This is a genomic window from Sphingomonas sp. 37zxx (assembly GCF_000786205.1).
Taxonomy (GTDB): domain Bacteria; phylum Pseudomonadota; class Alphaproteobacteria; order Sphingomonadales; family Sphingomonadaceae; genus Sphingomonas.
The window spans coordinates 36,557-59,746 of sequence record NZ_JROH01000001.1 but is presented as its reverse complement, the minus strand read 5'-3'; the positions used below and the strand labels follow the sequence as shown (position 1 = coordinate 59,746).

Below are 23,190 nucleotides of genomic sequence, written 5' to 3'. Positions count from 1 at the left end.
TCCGGTGGCAGCATCGCGCCGTGATCCGGTCGCTCTATTTCGCTGCGGGCATCCTTTCGCTGGTGCTGGGTTTTATCGGTGCATTTCTGCCGATCCTGCCGACGGTGCCGTTCGTGATCCTGGCCGCCTTTTGTTTTTCGCGCGGCAGTCCGCGATTTGAAACATGGCTGCTCGATCATCCCCAGCTCGGGCCGCCGATCCATGCCTGGCGCCGAAGCGGTGCGATCCCGCGCAAGGGCAAATGGGCGGCGGCGATCGGGCTGACGGGCAGCGGCATCCTGGGGCTGGCCTTCCTGCCCTGGCCCTGGAATATCGTGCCGATGTCGATCGCGGTGGTCAGCGGTGCCTGGATATGGAGTCGGCCCGACGGCTGAGCATTGCCAGCCGCCGGGCGATTCCCTGGATCAATCGGCGAACAGCAACACCGGCGTTTCGAGCAGCTTCTTCACCGCCTGGACATAGCTTGCCGCGTCGAAGCCATCGACGACGCGATGATCGCAACTGATCGACAGGTTCATCAGCTTGGCGCGAACGATGTCATCGCCCCGGAACATCGGCCGCTCGACGATCTTGTTCGGCCCGATGATCGCCACTTCGGGGCGATTGATCACCGGCGTCGTCGCGATCCCGCCCAGCGGCCCGAGCGAGGTGATGGTCAGCGTCGATCCCGACAATTCCTCGGACTTCGCCTTGCCGGTGCGCGCGGCGTCGGCCAGCCGGCCGATCTCGCTCGCTAATTGCCAGACATTCTTGTCCTGCGCGTCGCGGATCACCGGCACCATCAGCCCGGCATCGGTCTGCGTCGCCATCCCCAGATGCACGCTGCCATGCCGAGTCACGACGCCAGCCTCATCGTCATAACGCGCGTTGAGCATCGGGAAATCGGGGATCGAGCGACAAATCGCGACGATCAACAGCGGGAGCATCGTCAGCTTGGGCCGCCCGCCGCGATTGGCGTTGAGATCGGCGCGCATCTCTTCGAGCGCGGTGACGTCGATCTCGTCGACATAGGTGAAATGCGGGATCGCACGCTTCGATGCAGCCATATTCTCGGCGATCCGCCGCCGCATCCCGATCACCTTGACCGGCACGTCAGCGCGCGCGCGGCTGGCCCCCGGCGCATGATAACCCTCGCCACCGCCATAGCGCAGATACGCATCGAGATCGGCGTGGCGGACGTGATTGCCGTCGGACTTCACCGAAGCGAGGTCGACGCCAAGCGCCTTGGCGCGAGCACGCACCGCCGGCGAAGCCAGCACCTGCTGCTGCGGATCCTCCCCGGCACGGGGAGGGGGACCATCCGCAGGATGGTGGAGGGGGGCTTCCGCTAGCGGCACCGCCTGCGGCGATCCCCCTCCACCACCGGCTTCGCCGGCGGTCCCCCTCCCCGTTTCGGGGAGGATCGGCGCAAGCCCCGCGTCCTTCGCCTCAGCACGAATCCGCGCATCCTCCTCGGGCGTGGGGTACACCGCTTGCGCATCGACGGCCTCCTCGACCCCAGGGTTCTCCGCGACCATCGTGTCGCTCTCGGTCACCGCATCGGTTTCGATCACCACCAGCGTCGCGCCGATCGCGACCTGGTCGCCGACCTCGCCCGCCAGTTCGACGACGATCCCCGACACCGGCGATTCCATCTCGACCGTCGCCTTGTCGGTCATCATGTCGGCGATCTGCTGGTCTTCCTCGACCCGGTCGCCGACCGCGATATGCCATTGGACGATCTCGGCCTCGGCAATGCCTTCGCCGATATCGGGCAGGCGGAAAGAGAAGCGCGCCATCGTCAGTCCTTCATGATTTTCTTGAGCGCCTGTCCGATGCGGACCGGCCCCGGGAAATACGCCCATTCCAGGCTGTGCGGATACGGCGTGTCGAACCCCGTCACCCGCTCGACCGGCGCTTCGAGGTGGTAGAAGCAGCGCTCCTGCACCAATGCCGCCAACTCGGCACCGAAGCCGCCAGTGCGCGTCGCCTCGTGCACCACCATGCAGCGCCCGGTCTTCTTCACCGATGCCTCGATCGTCTCGATGTCGAGCGGCACCAGCGTGCGAAGGTCGATCACCTCGGCATCGACGCCGGCTTCCTCGACCGTTGCGATCGCGACATGCACCATCGTGCCATAGGCCAGGATCGTCAGGTCGTTGCCCGCCCTAGCGATTGCCGCCTTGCCCAGCGGAATCTTGTAATAGCCCGTTGGCACTTCGCCCGCAGGATGCGCCGACCAGTTTTTGGCGGGGCGGTCCCAATAGCCGTCGAACGGGCCGTTATAGATGCGCTTGGGCTCGAAAAAGAGCACCGGGTCGTTATCCTCGATCGCCGAGATCAGCAGCCCCTTGGCATCATAGGGGGTTGCCGGAATGACGGTTTTGATCCCCGAGACATGGGTGAAGATGCCCTCGGGCGACTGCGAATGCGTCTGCCCGCCGAAGATGCCGCCGCCGAAGGGCGAGCGCACCGTGATCGGCGAAATGAATTCGCCCGCCGAACGATAGCGCAACCGCGCGGCTTCGGAGACCAACTGGTCGAGCGCGGGATAGATATAATCGGCGAATTGGATTTCGGGCACCGGGCGCAGGCCATAGGCACCCATTCCCACCGCGACGCCGATGATGCCGCATTCGGTGATCGGCGTGTCGAACACCCGGGTCTTGCCATATTTCGCCTGCAATCCGGCGGTCGCGCGGAAGACGCCGCCGAAATAGCCGACATCCTCGCCCATCACGATGACATCGGGATCGCGCGCCATCACGACGTCCATCGCCGAGTTGATCGCCTGGATCATGTTCATGCGGGTGGTAGGTTCGTTCATCGTCTCGCTCATATTCCCTCTCCCGCTGGCGGGAGAGGGTTGCGCAGACTTGGTCGCGCTTCTTCAGCGCGGCCTAGTCGGAGCTGGGTGAGGGTGGTGCGGTCGCACTTGCGACCGCGCGAAGCTCCGCTTCGCTCGCCCCCTCTCCAACCTTCGCTAGGCCGCTTCGCGACCAAGCTGCGGTATCCTCTCCCCTGTCCAGGGGAGAGGGGAGAAGGAAGAGGGGCGGCGCTGCTCATCATTTCAGTGCCCATGGCCGCCCGCTCGCTTCTTCCTCGGCGAGCATCTGCGCGCGCTGTTCCTTCAGATGCCAGGGCATTTCCTCGAACACCCCTTCGAACAGCGTGTCGAGCGGCTGGTGCAGGCCATGCCCCAATATGCCATTGGCCTCGGCCTCTTTCTGACAACGCTTCACCAGTTCGGCCAGCTCAAGGTCTTGCGCCGCGTGCCGCGCATCGTCCCATTCGCCCAAAGCCACCAAATGATCCTTCAGCCGCGCGATCGGATCGCCCAGCGGCCAATCGCTGGCTTCATTGGCCGATCGGTATTGCGAGGGATCGTCCGACGTCGAATGCCCCTCGGCGCGATAGGTGAAATGCTCGATCAGCGTCGGTCCCTGGTTGGTCCGCGCGCGCTCGGCTGCCCATTCGGTCGCGGCATAGACCGCCAGCGCGTCGTTGCCGTCGATGCGCAGGCCGGCAATGCCATAGCCCAGCGCACGCGCGGCAAAGGTCGTCGCCTCGGCGCCCGCAAACCCCGAAAAGCTCGAAATCGCCCATTGGTTGTTGACGACGTTCAGGATCACCGGCGCGCGATAGACACTGGCGAAGGTGCAGGCCGAATGGAAATCGCCCTCGGCGGTCGATCCCTCGCCGCACCAGGTGGCGGCGATCCGCGTATCGCCCTTGGCCGCGCTCGCCATCGCCCAGCCCACCGCCTGCGGATATTGCGTCGCCAGATTGCCGGAGATCGAGAAGAATGCCCCCTCGCGCGTCGAATACATGATCGGCAATTGCTTGCCCTGCAGCCGGTCGCCCTTGTTCGAATAAATCTGGTTCATCATGTCGACCAGCGACCAATCGCGCGCGATCAGGATGCCCTGCTGGCGATAGCTGGGAAAGGTCATGTCGTCGCGCTGCAACGCCATCGTCGCGGCGACGGCGACCGCCTCTTCGCCGGTACATTTCATGTAGAAGCTGGTCTTGCCCTGCCGCTGCGCGCGGAACATGCGTTCATCGAACGCGCGCACCAGCGCCATGTAGCGCAGCATCCGCCGCAGCGTGTCGGGGGTCAGCCGCGGTGCCCACGGTCCCACCGCATTGCCCTCATCGTCGAGCACACGCACCAGCCCATAGGCCAGCTCGTGAAACTGCGCCGCCGGCTCGGCGGGGTCGGGGCGACGTCCGCTGCCCGCCGGCGGCACGATGACGTCGCTGAACTCGGCCTTGTCGCCCGGTCGAAACTTGGGTTCGGGCACATGCAGCGACAGCGGGGGCAGGTTGGCGCGGGGTTCGCCGGTCAAGTCACTCTCCAGATACATCCGCCCGGCGCCCGATGACGCTTCGAAGCCGGATCGGCTGCCCTGTTATAAAGTTTCAAAAGACATTACCAGCCCGTCCGATGGCCCAGCATGTTTTGAAGCTGAATCTGCCCGCTCAAAGCGCGCGGGTCATCCAGCGTGCTTCGGGTCCATAGCCCGCGACCTTCGCCGCCAACGCCGCCGAAACCGCGCTTTCGCAAAAGCCGAGCGCCCGCCAATAGCCCGCCGCTCCCGCCACCGCGATCAGCTCGGCCGCCGCCAAGCCGTCCTCCGCCGCCAACGCCAGCGCCTGCACGACCAGCTTTCGCCCGATGCCGGTGCCGCGCCCGGCCTTGGCGACCGCCAGGTCGTGGAGGAACAGCACCTCGCTCGCGCCATCGGTCAGCACCGCACCGATCGCGGCTGGCGATTCGCGCGGCCAGCCATGCGCGAGCAGATAGGCGATCACCACCCCGTCGCGCGCCGCCACCAGGCAATAGGAGGCAGCCAGCATCAATCGGCTGGCAAAAGCATCAGCCGGCTCGACCAGAAACGCAGGATACGCCGCCGATTGGATTGCCAGCGCCGTGCCCAGGTCGTCCGGCGCGAACCGGCGAAGGGCGATGGCCGGCGGCGATTCCATCGCCGCGGTTCAGGCGGCGACCACCGTCTGTTCGATCGTGCCGAAAATCGCGTGATGGCGATCATCCTCGGCCCAGATGCGCACCGTGTCGCCAGCTTTGAGGAACGGCGTCACCGGCTTGCCGCCCTCGATCGTCTCGATCATCCGCACTTCGGCGATGCACGAATAGCCGACGCCCCCCGCCGCCACCGGCTTACCCGGGCCGCCATCGGCATCGCGATTCGAAACCGTGCCCGACCCGATGATCGTCCCCGCCCCCAGCGCGCGTGTCTTGGCGGCATGCGCGATCAGCGTGCCGAAATCGAAGGTCATGTCCTCGCCCGCCTGCGCCCGGCCAAAGGGCTGGCCGTTCAGGTCGACGTTCAGCGCGCGATGCAATTTGCCGTCCTGCCACATCTCGCCCAGCGAATCGGGGGTGACGAACACCGGCGAAAACGCGCTGGCGGGCTTCGACTGGAAAAAGCCGAATCCCTTGGCCAGTTCGCCGGGGATCAGGTTGCGCAAGCTGACGTCGTTGGTCAGCCCCACCAGCCGCACCGCCGCCAGTGCTTCATCGCGGCTGGCACCCATCGGCAGGTCGCCGGTCACCACCACCACTTCGGCCTCCAGGTCACAGCCCCAGACTTCATCGGCCAGCGGAATGGCATCGCGCGGCCCCAGAAACCCGTCCGATCCGCCCTGATACATCAGCGGATCGTGCCAGAAGCTGTCGGGCAGCTCGGCCCCGCGCGCCTGCCGTACCAGCGCGACATGATTCACATAGGCCGACCCATCGGCCCATTGATACGCGCGCGGCAACGGTGCCGCCGCCTGCCGCTCGTGAAAGCGCATCATCGGGATCGCTTCGTGGTTCAGGTCGGTCGCCAGGTTGCGAAGCGCCGCTTCCACCCGGTCCCAGTCATCGAGCGCAGCCTGCAGCGTCGGCGCGATATGCCCGGCATCGGCGCACCAGGCCAGGTCGTCCGACACCACCACCAACCGTCCGTCACGGCCCTGTTTCAGGCTTGCCAGTTTCATCACGCTCTCCGATGTTTTTTGTGACGGTTTTTCGCGCTCCTGCATAACCGCTGGTGCGGCGAAGTCGAGCGGTTCGCGGCGGTTGACACACCCCCTTGCGTTCCGCATCGCAGGTGGATGCAGCGCGGCTTGGGCTTCCTCGATCACTCCGGCGAGATGGCCGACCGAATCCGCGCCATGGATTGGTCGCGGCATCCGTTTGGGCCGCCTGAAACCTGGCCACAGGCGCTTCGCTTCATCCTCGATCTGATCCTGTCGTCCAGCTTCCCGATGGCGATCTATTGGGGGCGCGACTATCATCTGCTGTATAACGATGCCTGGTCGGCAATCGCCGCCGATCGCCACCCCTGGGCACTCGGTCGCCCCGGCGCAGAGGTGTGGTCCGACATCTGGGGCGTGGTCGGCCCCGATTTCGATCGGGTGCGCGATCAGGGCGTTGCGTTCGCAAGCTACGACCAGTTGCTGATGATGGAACGCGGCGGCGTGCCGCATGAAACCTACTGGAATTACAGCGGCACCCCGATCCGCGATGAACACGGCAAGGTTGCCGGCGTCCTCAACCAGGGCAATGAAACCACCCGGTTCGTGCTGGCCGAGCGCGCCCGCCATGCCGAAGTGCTGCGGCTGCACGAATTGTTTCAGCAGTCGCCCGGCGCAGTGGCATTGCTGCACGGCCCCGATTTCCGCTTCGATCTGGCCAACGACGCCTATCAGGAACTGGTCGGTCGCCGCGAATTGCTGGGCAAACGCCTGGTCGATGCAATACCCGAAGTCGCCGATCAGGGCTTTGTCGCCTTGCTCGACAATGTCTTCACCACCGGCAAGACGTATCGCGCCTGGGGCACGCCGTTGCGGCTGGCGCGCTCGACCGATGGCACGCTCGATGAACGGATCGTCGATTTCGTCTATCAGCCGATCCGCGACGCCGGCGGCACGGTTACTGACATCTTCGTGCAGGCGACCGACGTCACCGATCGCGCACTTGCCGAGGCGGCGCTGCGCGAAAGCCAGGCGCGGTTGCAACTGGCGCTCAATGTTTCGCATGGGGTCGGTACCTGGGACTGGGACGTCGTCAACGATCGCGTGACCGCCGATCCCGGCTTTGCCCGGATGTACGGCGTCGAGACCGAAACCGCGAACCTTGGTGCGCCGCTGGTCGATTTCTTTTCGGCGATCCATCCCGACGATGCCGAGCGTGTCCGTGCCTCGGTCGATTCGACCCTGCTCACCGGGGCGGCGTTTGCCGAGGAATATCGCCTGATCCAGCCCGGCGGCGAAGTCCGCTGGGTCGCCGCACAGGGCCGCGCATTGCGCAGCGACGGCGGCGAAATGGTGCGCTTCCCCGGCATCACCTTCGACATCACCTCGCGCAAGGCCGCCGAGGAATCGGCGCGCTCGACCGCCGAAGAACTTCGCGTCGCGACCGAGGGGCAGGCATTTCTCTATTCGATGGCCGAACGCCAGCGCGCGCTCGAAACGCCGCAAGCGATCATGCGCTTCACCGCCGCCGCGCTCGGCCGCCGACTGAAGCTCAACCGGGCGGGGTTTTACCGGGTCAGCGATAACGGCCTGATCGATTTCGGCCCCTGCTGGACCGACGGATCGATGCCGGTGCTGCGCGGTACATTATCCGCCGACGAGCTGGGTACCGTTCAGCGCAGCCAATATGAATCGGGCCGCACGATCGTCGCCGCCGATGCGCCCAGCGATCAGGCCTTTCAGGGGTCGGCGATCAGCCGGTTGACGGTCGCGGCGATCGGCGTGCCGTTGCTTCGGCATGGCCGCTGGGTCGCCAGCATGTACGGCAATTGCGCCGCCCCGCGCGACTGGTCGGCAGAAGACGTCGCGTTCATCGAAGCCGTCGCCGAAATCACCTGGGACGCGGTCGAGCGCGTGGGGGCTGTCGCCGCGCTCAAGGAAAGCGAGGGCAAGTTTCGCGCGATCGCCAACTCGATCGATCACATGGTCTGGTCGTCGCTGCCCGATGGCCGCACCGATTATTTCAACGACCGCTGGTATGAATTTACCGGCACCGGCGATCGCTGGGTCGATGGCTCGCATTGGGCCGCAATGGTGCATCCCGATGACCGCGAAGCCGCGCTCGAACGCTGGCGGCAGTCGCTTGCCAGCGGCCAGCCCTTTCATCTCGAGACGCGGCTTCGCCATGCCGCGTCGGATAGCTGGCGCTGGGTGCTCGCCCGCGCCAGCGCGGTGCGCGACGACAGCGGCGTGATCACCCGCTGGTTCGGCACCTGCACCGATGTACAGGACATCATGGACGCGCGCGAAGTGCTGTCGCGCTCACGCGAAGAGCTCGAGCTTGCGGTGAACGAGCGCACGCGCCAGTTGATCAGCGCCGAAGACCAGCTGCGCCAGGCGCAGAAGATGGAGGCGGTGGGCCAGCTAACCGGCGGCATCGCGCATGATTTCAATAACATGCTGGCCGTGGTGATCGGCGCACTCGATTTGCTCGAGCGGCGCCTGGCGCAAGGATCGACCGATGTGTCGCGCTATGTGATGGCGGCGCGTGACGGGGCCACCCGCGCGGCAGGGCTTACCCAGCGACTGCTCGCCTTTGCCCGCCAGACGCCGCTGGCGGCGCGGCCGATCGACGTCAACCAGATGGTGCGCGGCATGCTCGAATTGCTGATCCGCACGATCGGCGACGATGTGCAGGTCGAAACCCGGCTCGCTGATCTCGATGGCAATGCGATCGCCGATCCCAACCAGCTCGAAAACGTCATCCTCAACCTGGCGGTCAACGCCCGCGACGCGATGCCGCGCGGCGGCACGCTGACGATCCAGACCGGACAAACTCGAATCGGCGAGGGCGATGCGCGAAGCTACAGCGTCGCCCCCGGCGATTTCATCACCATCGCGGTGGCGGATACCGGCACCGGCATGACGCCCGAGACGGCGGCACGCGCATTCGAGCCGTTTTTCACCACCAAGGGAGTGGGCAAGGGTACCGGGCTCGGCCTCAGCCAAGTGTTCGGCTTTGTCCGCCAATCGGCGGGGCATGTGCGGATCGAGAGCGAACCGGGGCGCGGCACCACCGTTCGTGTCTATCTTCCCGCCACCGATTCGCCGCCGGTCGCCGATCGACCGGCATCGGCCGCCGCGCTGCCGCAGGGCAGCGAATCGGTGCTGGTGGTCGAGGATGAAGAGCGAGTCCGCAATCATTCGGTCGAGGCGCTGCTCGAACTTGGCTATGACGTCACCCACGCCACCGGCGGGGCCGAGGCGCTGGCGCTGCTCGATGCCGGTCGTCGCCCCGTCCTGCTCTTTACCGACGTGGTGATGCCCAACATGACCGGCCCCGAACTTGCCAGGGCGGCCCGTGATCGGCTGCCCGGCCTGCGCGTGCTCTACACCAGCGGCTATACCGGCGATGCGGCGGGCGACGAAGGGCTCGATGCCCCGATCCTGCCCAAACCGTTCGACCTTGCCCAGCTCGCGCAAAGCGTGCGCCAGGTGCTCGACGCCTGACGGCGCGCCTGCGGGCTGGGAACGGGTTCCAATGAACCTTGGTATGACTCGTGCGGGCGGTGGACGCCGCCGCCGCCGCGCGATAGGGCTGCCTGGTTTCCCGACCATCTACGAAGGACGAAAGCGCTTTGGCGAACGTGGCAGTAATCGGCGCGCAATGGGGCGACGAGGGCAAGGGCAAGATCGTCGACTGGCTGGCCGAGCGGGCCGATGTCGTCGTCCGATTCCAGGGCGGGCATAATGCCGGCCATACCCTGGTCGTCGGCGACAAGGTATATAAGCTCTCGCTGCTGCCATCGGGCATCGTGCGCGGCACCCCCAGCGTGATCGGCAACGGCGTCGTGCTCGACCCCTGGGCGCTGCGCGACGAGGTTGGGCGGCTGCGTGGCCAGGGGGTCACCGTCTCGCCCGACACGCTGATGATCGCCGACACCTGCGCGCTGATCCTCCCCTTCCACCGCGACCTTGACGGGCTGCGCGAGGACGCATCGGGCGCGGGCAAGATCGGCACCACCCGGCGCGGCATCGGCCCCGCTTATGAAGACAAGGTCGGCCGCCGGGCGCTTCGCGTCTGCGATCTGGCGCATCTCGACGATCTCGATGCCCAGCTCGATCGCGTCGCCGCGCATCACGACGCCCTTCGCGCTGGCTTTGGCGAACCGCCGATCGATCGCGCTGCGCTGATCGAGCAGTTGCGCGAGATCGCCGATTTCGTGCTGCAATATGCCCAGCCGGTCTGGCGCTCGCTGAACGAAGCGCGCTCGCGCGGTCGCCGCATCCTGTTCGAAGGCGCGCAGGGCGTGCTGCTCGACATTGATCACGGCACCTATCCGTTCGTCACCTCATCGAACACGATCGCTGGCACGGCGGCGGGTGGCTCGGGGCTTGGGCCGGCAGCGGTCGGCTTCGTGCTCGGCATCGCCAAGGCCTATACCACGCGCGTCGGGTCCGGCCCCTTCCCCACCGAGCTAGAGGACGAGACCGGCGAACGGCTGGGCGTGCGCGGCCATGAATTCGGCACGGTCACTGGGCGCAAGCGCCGCTGCGGCTGGTTCGACGCAGTGCTGGTGCGCCAATCGGCGGCAGTGTCAGGGATAACCGGCATCGCACTGACCAAGCTCGACGTGCTCGACGGGTTCGAAACGATCAACATCTGCACCGGCTATCGGCTGGGCGATGCCACGCTCGACCATTTCCCCGCGCATGCCGCCGATCAGGCGCGCGTGGTGCCGATCTATGAAACGATGGAAGGTTGGTCCGAAACCACCGCCGGCGCGCGAAGCTGGGCCGAACTGCCCGCACAGGCGATCAAATATATCCGCCGGATCGAGGAGCTGATCCGCTGCCCTGTGGCATTGGTGTCGACCAGCCCCGAGCGCGAGGACACGATCCTCGTCCGCGATCCCTTTTCGGACTGACGCCCGACCATAACCGGGACGGGGGCCGCCGATGCCAGGCGCGCGGCCCCCTCCCGCTGCGCCATCAGAATTGCTAGGGGCGGGGATCGCAACAAAGGATCCCCCATGCACCTTCGCCGCATCGACGACAGCATTTCGGTCTCGCCGCAAATCGCACCCCAGGATATGGCTGCGCTGGCGGCGCAGGGCTTTGTCGCGGTGATCAACAATCGCCCCGACGACGAAGAGCCCGGCCAGCCCGGCAGCGCCGAGATGCACGCCGCCGCCACCGCCGCCGGGCTTGGCTATACCGCCATCCCGATCACCCATGCCGGCTTCAGCCATCCGCAGATCGACGCGATGGCACAGGCGCTTGCCGCCGCCGACGGGCCGGTGCTGGCCTATTGCCGCTCGGGCACGCGATCGTGCAATTTATGGGCGCTGGCGGCGGCCAAGGGCGGCGGCGATCCAGCCGAGCTTACCGCCAAGGGAGAGGCTGCAGGCTATGACCTGTCGGGCCTTCGCCCCCTGCTCGACGCGCTGTCGGGTCGCGGCTGAACCAAGGGTGCCGGGGTCTGGCGCAACCCCGCCGGTCGCGGACAAAAAAAGGCCGGTACGTTACCGCACCGGCCAAGTCGTCCGCAGGAGGAACCTAGTGGCGGGATCGGCGAAATAAGGTGCCGATCCCGAAGCTCATGAAAACTCAGTAATTATAAGCGCGCTCGCCATGCTCGTTGATGTCGAGACCCTCGACTTCGACTTCGGCGGAAGGGCGCAAGCCCATGGTGAATTTCAGCCCGAGGAACAGCACCGCCGAAACGACGCCCGTCCAAAGCACGGTGGTGCCCACCGCCCAAAGCTGCGTTATCACCTGCGCGCTCATGACATATTCGCCGGCCTTGGCGACGGGCGCGGTATAGTCGATCCAGCCCTGGCCCCCCAGCGCAGGGTCGGCGACGATGCCGGTGCCGATCGCGCCGATGATGCCACCGACACAATGGATGCCGAACACGTCGAGCGTGTCGTCATAGTTGAGCGCGTTCTTCACCTTGGTAACGAACAGGAAGCACACCCCCGACGCGACCGCACCCAGGATGATCGCGGTGCCCGGATGGGCGAAGCCCGCCGCCGGGGTGATCGCCACAAGCCCGGCGACGACACCCGATGCCGCACCCAGCAACGATGGCTTCTTGTGCACGATCTGGTCGATCACTGCCCAGGTCACGCCCGCCGCCGCCGTCGCGGTGAAGGTGTTGATGAACGCCAGCGCGCCGAACGCATTGGCTTCCAGCCCCGATCCAGCGTTGAACCCGAACCAACCGATCCACAGCAGCGACGCACCGATCATGGTCATCACCAGGCTGTGCGGCGGCATCGGCTCGCTCTTGAAGCCGATCCGCGGCCCCATCACCAGACAACCGACCAGACCGGCGATGCCTGCATTGATGTGCACCACGGTGCCACCGGCAAAGTCGAGCGCCCCCCAGCCCCAAAGCAGCCCCGAATCATCGGGTGCGGCGTGCAGGAAGTCTGGGCCGGCGAAGTACCAGACCATGTGCGCGATCGGGAAATAGGCGAGCGTCAGCCACAACACCGTGAAGATGATCAGCGGGGTGAACTTCACCCGTTCGGCAAAAGCGCCGACGATCAGCGCCGGGGTGATGCAAGCGAACGTCATCTGGAAGATCACGAACACATATTCGGGCAAATAGACGCCGTTGGAAAAGGTAGCGGCGAAGGTCGAGGGCGACACGCCCGCCAGAAACGCCTTGTCCAACCCGCCAAACAGCTTGGGAAAGGGCGTGCCGGTCGAGGTGAAGGCGATCGAATAGCCCCAGCAAAACCATACGAGCGCCGCGACGCAGACGATCGTCAGCACCTGCATCAGCACCGACAGCATGTTCTTGGTGCGCACCAGGCCGCCATAGAACAGCGCAAGCGCGGGCACCGACATCATCAGCACCAGCGCCGAGGAGATCAGCATCCAGGCGACGTCGCCCTTGTTGACCATGTCGGCGGTCGGCACGAACGCGGCGGGTGCCGCCTCGGCTGCGTCCTGCGCCCATACGGGCATCGCTGCAAACATGCTTGCCCCGGCAGCCGCCAGCGGCATCATCAATCGCTTCATCCTATCCCCCATCACAGCCCCCTCACAGTGCAGTCACATCGGTTTCGCCGGTGCGGATCCGCACCGCCTGGCCGACATCGAGCACGAAGATCTTGCCGTCGCCGATCGCGCCGGTGTTCGCTGCGGCCTGCACCGCCTCGACCACGCGCGGGGCCAGCCCCGAGTCGCACACGACCTCGATCTTGATCTTGGGCACCATGTTCGTGCTGTATTCGGCTCCGCGATAGATTTCGGTCTGGCCCTTTTGCCGCCCGAAACCCTTGACCTCGCTGACCGTCATTCCCGTGACACCGACTTCGGTCAGCGCTTCGCGGACCTCGTCGAGCTTGAACGGTTTAATGATGGCGATGATTAGCTTCATGTCGCCCCCTCGGCTGTTTCCCGAGGGTGGCGTTGCAAAGGCTGTGCCAATCTCGGAACGCCGCCAAAGCGCGCGGTTCCTTGGCCGCAATCGTTACGGACAGGTAAATATTTGTGCAGTTGCGAACGACTGCTGCTTTTTAAGGCAGATCAGCGCCGTTTGGGCGATCCTTCCAGCGCGCAGCGCGCCCAGACCATGATCGGGCGGTCGACAACACCGCCGGGACTGCCGCCATATGCGACATCTTTGGCAAGGATCGCGGCAAATGCGGCGAGCGTGTCGCGATCGGGCACGGTCGCATCGCGGACGCACGCGACCAGGATCGGATGAACGATGGTACGCATTTTCTTTTATACTCCGGGGGCCTCTCCACCCGGCGGTATAAACGCGCAACATGAAGCTCATGTTGCATGCGCCCCGTCGCAAAGCCGATTCAGTCGTAGCTCGCCTGCGCCGCCGCGACGATCGCGCGCGCCTCGGCCAGATCACCCTCATCGACCATCACCCGCACCGGGATCAGCAATGCGCTTCCCTCGCCCAGGCTCATTTCACCATCGAAGCTGATCGCAGCGATACCCTCCGATTCGAGCCGCCCGATCAAGATATGCGCTTCGATCCGATTGAACCGGCCGACTTCGGCAAGTGCCATGGTGATTTCCTAAGATTGACCACGACAAGAGATGCACATACTTTATGCGCATGGCAACGAACATGCGCACCGACCGCCCCCGCCGGGCGACTAATGTCTCGCTACCCGCAGACGCTGTGGCGGAAGCCAAGACGCTCGGCCTTAACGTTTCGCAGGCTTGCGAGGAGGGGCTACTCAATCGACTCAAGCATGCCCGCAAGGAGCAATGGACGAAGGACAACTGGGAGGCGATCCAGGCCAACAATGCCTGGGTAGAAGAACACGGTCTGCCGCTCGCCAAATACCGGATGTTCTGATGGCGCGTTTCGACCTCTATCGCTCGCGCGACGGGACGATGCTGCTCGATTGCCAGAACGACCTTTTATCGTATCTCAACACCCGGATCGTCGTACCGCTCGCATCGCCCGATGACGCCATTCAGGTCGAGGCCCGATTGAACCCGCTGCTCGATATCGACGGCGACGAGATGGTTATGCTTACCCATTTCGCGGCTGCAGTGCCGATCAGCATGCTGGGCAAGCGGACCGGCTCGGCAATCGCCAATGAGCGAGCGATCGCAGGCGCGCTCGATCTGCTGCTGTCAGGCTATTAAGCGCCTAAATCAGAAGCCGCTTCAAACCGCAGTTCCGCCCACCGTCAGCGCGTCGATCAGCAGCGACGGCTGCCCTACGCCCGCCGGCACGCTCTGCCCGCCCTTGCCGCACATGCCGACGCCCTCGTCGAGCGCGAAGTCATTGCCGATCCCGCTCACCCGCGTCAGCACGCTCGGGCCATCGCCGATCAGCGTCGCGCCCTTGATCGGCGCGCCCAGCTTGCCGTCCTCGATCATATACGCCTCGGTGCAGCTGAACACGAACTTGCCCGACACGATGTCGACCTGCCCGCCGCCGAAGCTCTTGGCATAGATACCGCGCTTCACCCGCGTCATCATCTCGGCAGGATCATCGCGCCCGCCGCGCATGAAAGTGTTGGTCATTCGCGGCATCGGCGCGTGCGCGAAGCTTTCGCGGCGGCCATTGCCCGTCGGCGCGACCCCCATCAGCCGCGCGTTCAGCCGGTCGTGGATATAGCCCTTCAGGATGCCGTCCTCGATCAGGATATTCTCCTGCGTCGGCGTGCCCTCGTCGTCGATCGACAGCGAACCGCGCCGCTCGCCCAGCGATCCGTCGTCGGCCACGGTTACGCCGGGTGCCGCGACTCGCTCGCCGATCCGCCCCGAAAACGCCGAGGTGCCCTTGCGGTTGAAATCGCCCTCCAGCCCGTGGCCGATCGCTTCGTGCAGCAGGATGCCGCACCAGCCCGGCCCCAGCAGCACCGGCATCTCGCCCGCCGGCGCCGCGATCGATTCGAGGTTCACCAGCGCCTGTGCCAGCGCGCTGTCGATCGCGCGGTTCCAGGTGTCGGGGTGCATCACCCGGTCGTACAGCTCGCGCCCGCCGATGCCGAAGCTGCCGGTCTCACGCCGCCCGTTCTTCTCGACCACCACCGATACGTTCAGCCGCACCAGCGGCCGCACATCGGTCGCGACAAAGCCGTCGGGGCGAACGATCTCGACCACGCTCCACGATCCCAACAGGCTGACCGATGCCTGGACGATCCGCGGATCACGCGCGCGCGCCGCAGCGTCGATCGCCTGGCACAGCGCTACCTTGTCGGCAAAGGGCACCGCGTCGAGCGGATCGGCGGCGGTATAGAGGTGGCGGTTGTTGCCACGCGGCGGCGGTGCCTTGGCCTGGGTGGCCGGATCGATCAGCGCCATCGTCTGCGCGGCGCGGCGGATCGCATCGACCGACAGGCTGTTGCCTTGCGCGAACGCCGTCGCCTCACCCGCCACCGCGCGCAACCCGAAGCCACCATCGGTGCTGTAAGACGCGGTCTTCAGCCGCCCGTCATCGAAACCGAACGCCTCGTTCTTGCGATATTGCAGGTACAGCTCGCCATCCTCGGCGGCGGACAGCGCCTCGCGCGTCAGGGTGAGCGCCATGTCGGGGTCGAGCGCATCGCCATACAGGAACGCGCGGGGATCGGTCATATCGGTCATGAGACCGAATATAGGTGCCTCAGCGGCCCGCACCATCCCCATGGTCGCGAAGCTGGCTCTGGTCGGCGCCATCGGCTGGCCCGCCGGTCAGCACGAAACGGCGGTCGCAATAACCGCAATCGACATAGCCGGTGTCGTCGATCTGCAACCACACACGCGGGTGGCCAAGCGCTGGCGCAATCTCGCCCGCACCATCGCAGGCGACGCGCGGGGTGGAGACGCGGATGATTTCGGACGGCGGGATCATGGCTGCGCGGTTAGCAGGGGGCGAGAACGACTGCAATCGGCCAGATACGCTCGAAACGAACGGTTCACCTTGCCGCACCCCCGGCACCCGCCTATCCCCCCTGCATGACCGAAGCCGCCATCGCGATCGAGCACCTCTCCAAAACCTATGCCGGGGGCAAGCAGGCGCTAGACGACGTCTCGTTCGTCGTGCCGCGCGGCCAGATTTTCGGGCTGCTCGGCCCCAATGGCGCGGGCAAGTCTACGTTGATCAACATCCTGGCTGGCCTGGTCAACAAGACCGCTGGCACCGCCTCGATCTGGGGCTTCGACATCGACGCGCACCCGCGCAATGCAAAGGCGTCGATCGGCATCGTCAATCAGGAGATCACTTTCGATCCCTTTTTCAGCCCCGCCGAAACGCTCGACATCGCCGCCGGCCTCTATGGCGTGAAGAAGGCCGATCGCCGGACGATGGAATTGCTGCGCGCGATGGCGCTAGAGGACAAGGCGAATGCCTATGCCCGCACGCTCTCGGGCGGCATGAAGCGGCGGCTGATGGTGGCCAAGGCGATGGTGCATTCGCCCCCCGTGCTGGTGCTCGACGAACCCACCGCCGGCGTGGACATCGAACTTCGTCAGCAGCTCTGGGCCTATGTCCGCCACCTCAACGACCAGGGCGTCACCGTGGTGCTGACGACGCATTATCTCGAGGAAGCCGAACAGCTTTGCGATCGGATCGCGATCATCAATCACGGCCGGCTGATCGCCAATGAACCCACCCGCGCGCTGGTGGGCATGGCGCAGGAGAAACAGGTGATCGTGACGGTCGATCGCGACGTCGCCGCCGCGCCGAGCGCCGCTTGTTTCCAGAAGATCGAACTGATCGGCGACCGGGTGCTGGCGATCACCTATCGCAAGGATCAGGTGAACGCCGGCGAAGTGCTCGCCGCGATCGCCAGCGACGGGCTGGGCGTGGTCGACGTCTCGACCAAGGAAGCCGATCTTGAAGACGTATTCCTCAACCTCACCCGCGCCGCCAACGCCTGATCGCTGGCACCGCGAGGCATCGGTACCGCCTGTGTGCCCCCTGTCCCACCGCCCCTCTTTTGTGCCAGACGATCGGGCATGACCCTTTGCCCACCCGCCACCGCTGCGATTACGTCCCGCAACCGTAACGACATGGCATGGCAAAACGCCGCACCTGTCTACTTCAGAGCGTATTGATGACCAGCCATACCACCGACGTCCTCGTCATCGGCTCGGGTGCCGCCGGCCTCACCGCCGCGCTCAACCTGGCGGATCGTTTCCGCGTCACCGTGCTGGCCAAGGGCGCGCTCGATGAAGGATCGACCGCCTGGGCACAGGGCGGCATCGCCGCCGTGCTCGAACCCGGCGACACGTTCGAAAACCATGTCGAGGACACGATGGTCGCAGGCGCAGGCCTGAACGACCGCGCCACCGTCGAGTTCGTCGTCGAAGGCGCGCCAGCCGCCATCACCCGGCTCGCGGAATTGGGCGTACCGTTCAACGTCGCATCCGACGGGGCCGATGGCTGGCACCTGACTCGCGAGGGCGGGCATAGCCACCGCCGGATCGTCCATGTCGACGACGCCACCGGCTGGGCGGTGCAAGAGGCGCTGATCCGCGCCGCTCGCGCAAACCAAAACATCACCCTGCTGCCCGACATGGTCGCGGTCGACCTGGCGACAAGCCGGCATGAGGAGCGCTATTCGGGCGCGGGCAATGTCTGGGGCGTTTATGCGATGAACCGGCATTCGGGCCGGGTCGAGCCTTACACCGCACGCGCAACCGTCCTCGCCACCGGCGGCGCTGGCCGCACCTATCAATTCTCGACCGCGCCGCGCGGCGCGACCGGCGACGGCATCGCGATGGCGTGGCGCGCGGGCTGCCGCGTGTCGAACATGGAGTTCATGCAGTTCCACCCGACCTGCCTGTTCCACCTCGACGTCAAGAATTTCCTGATCACCGAAGCGGTGCGCGGCGAAGGCGGGCATTTGATCAACCCCACCACCGGCAAGCGCTTCATGCCCTATTATGATGCTGAACGGCTGGAGTTGGCCCCGCGCGACATCGTCGCCCGCGCGATCGACGCCGAGATCAAGCGCTTCGGCCTTGATTTCGTCCATCTCGACATCAGCCATCGCGGGCCTGATTTCGTGCGCGCGCATTTCCCGACCATCTACGCCAAGCTGCTGACGCTGGGCATCGACATGACCAAGGGGCCGATCCCGGTGGTGCCGGCGCAGCATTACACCTGCGGCGGGGTGATCGTCGATCGCGATGGCCGCACCGACCTGCCCAATCTTTATGCGGCGGGCGAAGTCACCCAGTCGGGGCTGCATGGTGCCAACCGGCTCGCGTCGAATTCGCTGCTCGAATGCTTCGTCTATGGCGAGGCGGCGGCGCGCCATATCGCCGCGCATTGGAACGAGCTCGCGCCGCCGCCCGCGATCCGCCCCTGGGACGAAAGCCGGGTCACCGACAGCGACGAAGAAGTCATCATCAAGCAGAACTGGACCGAAATCCGCCGCTTCATGTGGAATTATGTCGGTATCGTCCGCACCACCAAGCGGCTCGAACGCGCGCAGCACCGAATCCGCATGCTGTCGGAGGAAGTGAACGACTATTATGGCCATTTTCGCGTCACGCCCGACCTGATCGAGCTGCGAAACCTGCTCCAGTCGGCCGAGCTGATCGTCCGCAGCGCGCTCTCTCGCAAAGAAAGCCGCGGCCTGCATTATACCCTCGATCACCCCGATATGGACGACACGCCCCGCGATACCATCCTGTTGCCTTGACGGCGGCTACCCTGAAGTTCCCCCGATTATCGGCAAGATAAGCCGATACGGACCATTCGTCGCTAAGATGATAGTATTCACCGCAGGCGGGGCACCACCGGGTTGCCGGTCCACCTGCGCGCGCCGCATGGTCCGGGTTACAACAGGGCACAATAGAACGATGCAAATCGAACGATTTTCCATGACAGAGCGCGCATTGACGCTTTGCGGGCTGGCGCCACTGGCGCTGATAGGCTGTGTCGGGGCAGCCTCCGCCGAACGCACCGCCAGCTTGCCCGCCCCCACCTATCGGGTCGTGGCACCAGTGCCGCCACTGCCCCCACGGCCACCGGCCCGCACCTTTGCCCCTACCCCGCTGGTCACCGCGATTGATACCATGGTCGAGAATTTTGGCGGCAAGGTCGGCGTCGCGGTCAAGAGCATCGACGACGACTGGATGATCTCGAAAAACGGCGACGTGCCGATGCCGCAGCAAAGCGTCAGCAAATTGTGGGTCGCGATGACCGCGCTCGACTTGGTCGACCAGGGCAAATTGCGCCTCGACGAACAACTCACCATCACCCGCGCCGACCTTACCTTGTTCCATCAGCCGATCGCCGGGCTGCTCAAGAATGGCAGCTACACCGCCACCGCGGGCGAATTGATGCGCCGCGCGATGACGATGAGCGACAATACCGCCAACGACCGGCTGTTGCGCCGCGTCGGTGGCCCCGATGCGGTCAACGCCTTCATCAAGCGCAAGTCTTTGGGCGCGATCAAGTTCGGCCCCGGTGAGCGCCTGCTGCAAAGCCGTACCGCCGGCCTCAACTGGAAACAGGACATGGCGATGGGCCGCGCCTTTCAGGCCGCGCGCGCCAAGCTGCCCCAGGGGGTGCGCCGCGCGGCGTTCAACAATTATGTCGCCGATCCGATCGACGGTGCCGCCGCCGCTGCGATCGCCAATGCGCTGGCGCGGCTGAAACAGGGCGATTTGTTCTCTCGCGCCTCCACAGCGCATCTGGTGACGCTGATGGAAAGCTCGCGCACCGGTGCCGCCCGGCTGCGCGCAAAGGTTCCCCCCGGCTGGCGGCTCGGCCACAAAACCGGCACCGGCCAGGATTTTTCAGGCCGCACCGCCGGCTTCAACGATGTCGGCTTCCTCACCGCCCCCAATGGCCGCAGCTACACGATCGCGATCCTGATCGGTGACACCTCGCGCCCGGTGCCCGAACGTCAGCAACTGATGCAGAAGGTGGTCGAAAGCGTGGTGGCGAACCATAGGGGGTAATCCCTCTTTGCGTGCACCGAGATAAGCAGTCTCGCCCCGGCCCGCGCACGCTGCTATCCCGCCCCGATGCCTCATCTCTATCTCGTCGACGGCTCCGGCTATATCTTCCGCGCCTATCACCGGCTGCCGCCGCTCACCAATGTGCATGGCGAGCCGGTCGGGGCGGTCTATGGCTATACCACGATGCTGTGGAAGCTGGCCGACGAGCTGCACAAGGCCGACGGCCCCACCCACATGGCGGTGATCCTCGACAAATCGTCGAAGACCTTCCGCAACGACCTGTACGACCAGTATAAGGCACAGCGCCCACCGCCGCCTGAGGATCTGGTCCCGCAATTCCCGATGATCCGCGACGCCACCCGCGCCTTTTCGCTGCCCTGCATCGAGGAGGAAGGCTGGGAGGCCGATGACCTGATCGCAAGCTATGCCAAGGCAGCGCTAGCCCAGGGCTGGGAAGTCACGGTCGTCAGCTCGGACAAGGATCTAATGCAGTTGATCGAGCCAGGACTCGACCTGTACGATACGATGAACAATCGCCGCCTGTCCGACGAGCATGTCGTCGAGAAATTCGGCGTGCCGCCCAAGCTGCTTGGCGACGTGCTGGCGCTGATGGGCGACAGCGTCGACAATGTCCCCGGCGTCCCCGGCGTCGGCCTCAAGACCGCCGCCAAGCTGATCCACGAACATGGCTCGCTCGAAGCCGTGCTCGCCGCCGCACCCGAGATGAAAAAGGGCAAGCTGCGCGACAATCTGATCGAGCACGCGCCGATGGCGCGGCTGTCGCGCGAACTGGTGCAGCTTGCCTGCGACGTGCCGCTGCCCGACCCGCTCGATTCGCTCGAACTTCAGGGCATCCCCGACGCCCCGCTGCGCGCGTTCCTCGAGCATCACGGCTTCCGCTCGCTGCTCAACAAGCTGTCGGCGGTCGCCGATGCGCCCGTCGCCGAAGCCGCCGCTCCCGTCGCCGCGCAGGACGATCCGCCCTGTAACCATGACGGCTATGAAACCGTCGTCACCGAAGATGCGCTCGAACGCTGGATGGTCGCCGCGCGCCACCAGGGCTGGGTCGCGGTGGATACCGAAACGACCGGGCTCGATGCGATGCAGGCCGATCTGGTCGGGGTCAGCCTGGCGCTGCACCCCAATCTCGCCTGCTACATTCCGATCGCGCATGGCGGCAGCGACATGTTCGCCGAAAAGCCGATCCAGCTCGATCGCGCGCTGGTGATCGCGCAGCTCAAGGCGCTGCTTGAAGACCCCAGCGTCCTCAAGATCGGTCATAACCTCAAATACGACATGATCATGCTCCAGCGCGCGGGCATCACGCTTGCGCCCTATGACGATACGATCGTGATGTCGTTCGATCTCGACGCCGGGCTGCACGGTCATGGCATGGACGAGCTTGCCACGGCGCATCTGTCGCATCGCTGCATCGCCTATAAGGACGTCGTCGGCACCGGCAAGAAGCAGCTCAGCTTCGCCGAAATCGACCTCAAGGCCGCGACCCGCTACGCCGCCGAAGACGCCGACGTCACGCTTCGCCTGTGGCGGCGGCTGAAGCCGCGGCTTGCCTATGAAGGCGCGACGCGGGTGTATGAGATGGTCGATCGCGCGCTGGTGCGAGTCATCGCCGACATGGAGATTGCCGGGGTCAAGGTCGACGCCGCGCGCCTTGCGCAACTGTCGGAGGAGTTTTCGGGGCGAATCGCCGCGCTCGAAACCGAGATCCACGGCCTGGTCGGCACCAAATTCACGATCGGCAGCCCCAAGCAACTGGGCGACATCCTGTTCGAGCAATTGAAGATCAAGGGCGGGCGCAAGGGCAAGTCGGGGGTTTATTCGACCGACGTCAACGAGCTTGAGCGGATCGCCGCCGACAAGGATTCACCAGGAGCCGCGATCGCCGCCAAGGTGCTAGACTGGCGCCAGCTCTCGAAGCTCAAATCAACCTATACCGACGCGCTGCAGGCACAGATCAATCCCGCAACGGGCCGCGTTCACACCAGCTATTCGCTCACCGGCGCGCAGACGGGGCGGCTGTCGTCGACCGATCCCAACCTCCAGAACATCCCGATCCGCACCGAAGTGGGCCGCCAGATCCGCGACGCCTTTGTCGCCGAGCCGGGCAATGTCATCCTCGCCGCCGATTATTCGCAGATCGAGCTGCGGCTGGCGGCGCACATTGCCGAGGTGCCGCAGCTTCGCGAGGCGTTCGAGCGCGGCGACGACATCCATTCGATGACCGCCAATGAATTGTTCGGCGAGGTCAATCGCGACACGCGCGGGCGGGCCAAAACGATCAACTTCGCGATCCTCTACGGCATCTCGCGCTGGGGGCTGGCGGGCCGGCTCGACGTCACCGCCGACGAAGCACAGGCGATGATCGACCGCTATTTCGAACGCTTCCCCGGCATCAACCGCTACATCGCCGAAACCACGCAAAGCGTGCGGGACAAGGGCTTCACGACGACGCTGTTCGGCCGCAAAACCCACTTCCCGCGAATCCGCAGCAAGGTGCAGCACGAGCGCCAGGGGGCCGAGCGCGCAGCGATCAACGCGCCGATCCAGGGCACCAGCGCCGACATCATCAAGCGCGCGATGGCACGGATGGGACCGGCGCTCGCCGAGGCGGGGCTGCCGAACGTGCGGATGCTGATGCAGGTCCATGACGAACTCGTCTTCGAACTGCCCGAAGGCGATGTCGAAGCCGCACGCCCGGTGATCGAGCGCGTGATGGCAACCGCCGCCGAACCGGCGGTGACGCTCAGTGTACCCTTGGGGGTAGAGATCGGCGTCGGCAAAAGCTGGGGCGCTGCGCATTGATCG

21 protein-coding genes are annotated in these 23,190 nt (G+C 65.4%); 10 read left to right on the top strand and 11 right to left on the bottom strand.

The window, feature by feature from the left end:
* Positions 1-20: 20 nt before the first annotated feature.
* Positions 21-374, top strand: a complete 354-nt coding sequence (locus QU44_RS00275) for a YbaN family protein (RefSeq protein WP_033919376.1) — start codon at positions 21-23, stop codon at positions 372-374.
* Between the two features lie 30 nt (positions 375-404).
* On the opposite strand, the gene QU44_RS00270 is transcribed toward QU44_RS00275, so the two are convergent.
* The 5 genes from QU44_RS00270 to QU44_RS00250 all read right to left on the bottom strand — a co-directional run bounded on the left by QU44_RS00270 (position 405) and on the right by QU44_RS00250 (position 5,985).
* Complete coding sequence (locus QU44_RS00270; protein WP_033919375.1) at positions 405-1,778, bottom strand: dihydrolipoamide acetyltransferase family protein; 1,374 nt, start codon at positions 1,776-1,778, stop codon at positions 405-407.
* A 2-nt stretch (positions 1,779-1,780) separates the two neighbouring features.
* Positions 1,781-2,785: an alpha-ketoacid dehydrogenase subunit beta gene (locus tag QU44_RS00265; protein ID WP_033919559.1), complete on the bottom strand. Its 1,005-nt coding sequence runs from the start codon at positions 2,783-2,785 to the stop codon at positions 1,781-1,783.
* 259 nt (positions 2,786-3,044) lie between these two features.
* Positions 3,045-4,346 carry a 3-methyl-2-oxobutanoate dehydrogenase (2-methylpropanoyl-transferring) subunit alpha gene (locus QU44_RS00260; protein ID WP_197054197.1) on the bottom strand — a complete coding sequence of 434 codons (1,302 nt, stop codon included), beginning with the start codon at positions 4,344-4,346 and terminating at the stop codon, positions 3,045-3,047.
* Between the two features lie 115 nt (positions 4,347-4,461).
* Entirely contained in the window at positions 4,462-4,968 is a 507-nt protein-coding gene (locus QU44_RS00255) for a GNAT family N-acetyltransferase (protein WP_033919373.1), read from the bottom strand.
* A gap of 9 nt (positions 4,969-4,977) precedes the next feature.
* Positions 4,978-5,985: a fumarylacetoacetate hydrolase family protein gene (locus tag QU44_RS00250; RefSeq protein WP_033919372.1), complete on the bottom strand. Its 1,008-nt coding sequence runs from the start codon at positions 5,983-5,985 to the stop codon at positions 4,978-4,980.
* 117 nt (positions 5,986-6,102) lie between these two features.
* Here QU44_RS00250 and QU44_RS00245 point away from each other — a divergent pair, with 117 nt between their 5' ends.
* The 3 genes from QU44_RS00245 (at position 6,103) to QU44_RS00235 (ending at position 11,429) form a co-directional block, all read left to right on the top strand.
* Positions 6,103-9,474: a PAS domain-containing protein gene (locus tag QU44_RS00245; protein WP_231621548.1), complete on the top strand. Its 3,372-nt coding sequence runs from the start codon at positions 6,103-6,105 to the stop codon at positions 9,472-9,474.
* Positions 9,475-9,602: 128 nt separating this feature from the next.
* A complete protein-coding gene (locus tag QU44_RS00240; RefSeq protein WP_033919371.1) occupies positions 9,603-10,892 on the top strand; it encodes an adenylosuccinate synthase in 1,290 nt (429 codons plus the stop codon).
* Positions 10,893-10,997: 105 nt separating this feature from the next.
* Complete coding sequence (locus QU44_RS00235) at positions 10,998-11,429, top strand: TIGR01244 family sulfur transferase (RefSeq protein WP_033919369.1); 432 nt, start codon at positions 10,998-11,000, stop codon at positions 11,427-11,429.
* Between the two features lie 145 nt (positions 11,430-11,574).
* Here QU44_RS00235 and QU44_RS00230 read toward each other — a convergent pair whose 3' ends face one another.
* From QU44_RS00230 to QU44_RS00215, 4 genes are all read right to left on the bottom strand, one after another.
* Entirely contained in the window at positions 11,575-12,999 is a 1,425-nt protein-coding gene (locus QU44_RS00230; RefSeq protein ID WP_033919368.1) for an ammonium transporter, read from the bottom strand.
* Positions 13,000-13,021: 22 nt separating this feature from the next.
* Entirely contained in the window at positions 13,022-13,360 is a 339-nt protein-coding gene (locus tag QU44_RS00225) for a P-II family nitrogen regulator (RefSeq protein ID WP_033919367.1), read from the bottom strand.
* Positions 13,361-13,509: 149 nt separating this feature from the next.
* The gene (locus QU44_RS00220; RefSeq protein ID WP_033919366.1) at positions 13,510-13,704 is read right to left on the bottom strand and encodes a hypothetical protein; all 195 of its coding nucleotides are present in this window, start codon (positions 13,702-13,704) and stop codon (positions 13,510-13,512) included.
* Positions 13,705-13,793: 89 nt separating this feature from the next.
* Positions 13,794-14,009 carry a putative signal transducing protein gene (locus QU44_RS00215; RefSeq protein ID WP_033919365.1) on the bottom strand — a complete coding sequence of 72 codons (216 nt, stop codon included), beginning with the start codon at positions 14,007-14,009 and terminating at the stop codon, positions 13,794-13,796.
* Between the two features lie 62 nt (positions 14,010-14,071).
* On the opposite strand from QU44_RS00215, the gene QU44_RS00210 reads away from it, so the two are divergent.
* Both QU44_RS00210 and QU44_RS00205 read left to right on the top strand, forming a co-directional pair.
* Positions 14,072-14,305, top strand: a complete 234-nt coding sequence (locus tag QU44_RS00210; protein WP_052134198.1) for a type II toxin-antitoxin system CcdA family antitoxin — start codon at positions 14,072-14,074, stop codon at positions 14,303-14,305.
* Positions 14,305-14,601, top strand: coding sequence for a CcdB family protein (locus tag QU44_RS00205; RefSeq protein WP_033919363.1), 297 nt, complete (start codon positions 14,305-14,307; stop codon positions 14,599-14,601). Before QU44_RS00210 ends, QU44_RS00205 begins: the two co-directional genes overlap by 1 nt.
* A 21-nt stretch (positions 14,602-14,622) precedes the next feature.
* Here QU44_RS00205 and tldD read toward each other — a convergent pair whose 3' ends face one another.
* Both tldD and QU44_RS00195 read right to left on the bottom strand, forming a co-directional pair.
* Positions 14,623-16,050, bottom strand: a complete 1,428-nt coding sequence (gene tldD / locus QU44_RS00200) for a metalloprotease TldD (protein ID WP_033919361.1) — start codon at positions 16,048-16,050, stop codon at positions 14,623-14,625.
* A gap of 19 nt (positions 16,051-16,069) precedes the next feature.
* The gene (locus tag QU44_RS00195) at positions 16,070-16,297 is read right to left on the bottom strand and encodes a zinc-finger domain-containing protein (RefSeq protein WP_033919360.1); all 228 of its coding nucleotides are present in this window, start codon (positions 16,295-16,297) and stop codon (positions 16,070-16,072) included.
* A 104-nt stretch (positions 16,298-16,401) separates the two neighbouring features.
* Here QU44_RS00195 and QU44_RS00190 point away from each other — a divergent pair, with 104 nt between their 5' ends.
* The 4 genes from QU44_RS00190 to polA all read left to right on the top strand — a co-directional run bounded on the left by QU44_RS00190 (position 16,402) and on the right by polA (position 23,187).
* Complete coding sequence (locus QU44_RS00190; RefSeq protein WP_033919359.1) at positions 16,402-17,325, top strand: ABC transporter ATP-binding protein; 924 nt, start codon at positions 16,402-16,404, stop codon at positions 17,323-17,325.
* Between the two features lie 176 nt (positions 17,326-17,501).
* Positions 17,502-19,097, top strand: a complete 1,596-nt coding sequence (gene nadB / locus QU44_RS00185) for an L-aspartate oxidase (protein ID WP_033919358.1) — start codon at positions 17,502-17,504, stop codon at positions 19,095-19,097.
* A gap of 181 nt (positions 19,098-19,278) precedes the next feature.
* The gene (locus tag QU44_RS00180; protein ID WP_081987763.1) at positions 19,279-20,364 is read left to right on the top strand and encodes a serine hydrolase; all 1,086 of its coding nucleotides are present in this window, start codon (positions 19,279-19,281) and stop codon (positions 20,362-20,364) included.
* Positions 20,365-20,430: 66 nt separating this feature from the next.
* Positions 20,431-23,187, top strand: coding sequence for a DNA polymerase I (gene polA / locus QU44_RS00175; protein WP_033919356.1), 2,757 nt, complete (start codon positions 20,431-20,433; stop codon positions 23,185-23,187).
* Positions 23,188-23,190 lie beyond the last annotated feature (3 nt).

What these genes read in the sequence shown, in the direction of transcription:
- QU44_RS00270 (WP_033919375.1), bottom strand. Translation starts at nt 1,778, where the DNA reads ATGGCGCGCTTCTCTTTCCGCCTGCCCGATATCGGCGAAGGCATTGCC.
- QU44_RS00265 (WP_033919559.1), bottom strand. Translation starts at nt 2,785, where the DNA reads ATGAACATGATCCAGGCGATCAACTCGGCGATGGACGTCGTGATGGCG.
- QU44_RS00260 (WP_197054197.1), bottom strand. Translation starts at nt 4,346, where the DNA reads ATGTATCTGGAGAGTGACTTGACCGGCGAACCCCGCGCCAACCTGCCC.
- QU44_RS00255 (WP_033919373.1), bottom strand. Translation starts at nt 4,968, where the DNA reads ATGGAATCGCCGCCGGCCATCGCCCTTCGCCGGTTCGCGCCGGACGAC.
- QU44_RS00250 (WP_033919372.1), bottom strand. Translation starts at nt 5,985, where the DNA reads ATGAAACTGGCAAGCCTGAAACAGGGCCGTGACGGACGGTTGGTGGTG.
- QU44_RS00245 (WP_231621548.1), top strand. Translation starts at nt 6,103, where the DNA reads ATGCAGCGCGGCTTGGGCTTCCTCGATCACTCCGGCGAGATGGCCGAC.
- QU44_RS00235 (WP_033919369.1), top strand. Translation starts at nt 10,998, where the DNA reads ATGCACCTTCGCCGCATCGACGACAGCATTTCGGTCTCGCCGCAAATC.
- QU44_RS00230 (WP_033919368.1), bottom strand. Translation starts at nt 12,999, where the DNA reads ATGAAGCGATTGATGATGCCGCTGGCGGCTGCCGGGGCAAGCATGTTT.
- QU44_RS00225 (WP_033919367.1), bottom strand. Translation starts at nt 13,360, where the DNA reads ATGAAGCTAATCATCGCCATCATTAAACCGTTCAAGCTCGACGAGGTC.
- QU44_RS00220 (WP_033919366.1), bottom strand. Translation starts at nt 13,704, where the DNA reads ATGCGTACCATCGTTCATCCGATCCTGGTCGCGTGCGTCCGCGATGCG.
- QU44_RS00215 (WP_033919365.1), bottom strand. Translation starts at nt 14,009, where the DNA reads ATGGCACTTGCCGAAGTCGGCCGGTTCAATCGGATCGAAGCGCATATC.
- QU44_RS00210 (WP_052134198.1), top strand. Translation starts at nt 14,072, where the DNA reads ATGCGCACCGACCGCCCCCGCCGGGCGACTAATGTCTCGCTACCCGCA.
- QU44_RS00205 (WP_033919363.1), top strand. Translation starts at nt 14,305, where the DNA reads ATGGCGCGTTTCGACCTCTATCGCTCGCGCGACGGGACGATGCTGCTC.
- tldD (WP_033919361.1), bottom strand. Translation starts at nt 16,050, where the DNA reads ATGACCGATATGACCGATCCCCGCGCGTTCCTGTATGGCGATGCGCTC.
- QU44_RS00195 (WP_033919360.1), bottom strand. Translation starts at nt 16,297, where the DNA reads ATGATCCCGCCGTCCGAAATCATCCGCGTCTCCACCCCGCGCGTCGCC.
- QU44_RS00190 (WP_033919359.1), top strand. Translation starts at nt 16,402, where the DNA reads ATGACCGAAGCCGCCATCGCGATCGAGCACCTCTCCAAAACCTATGCC.
- nadB (WP_033919358.1), top strand. Translation starts at nt 17,502, where the DNA reads ATGACCAGCCATACCACCGACGTCCTCGTCATCGGCTCGGGTGCCGCC.
- QU44_RS00180 (WP_081987763.1), top strand. Translation starts at nt 19,279, where the DNA reads ATGACAGAGCGCGCATTGACGCTTTGCGGGCTGGCGCCACTGGCGCTG.
- polA (WP_033919356.1), top strand. Translation starts at nt 20,431, where the DNA reads ATGCCTCATCTCTATCTCGTCGACGGCTCCGGCTATATCTTCCGCGCC.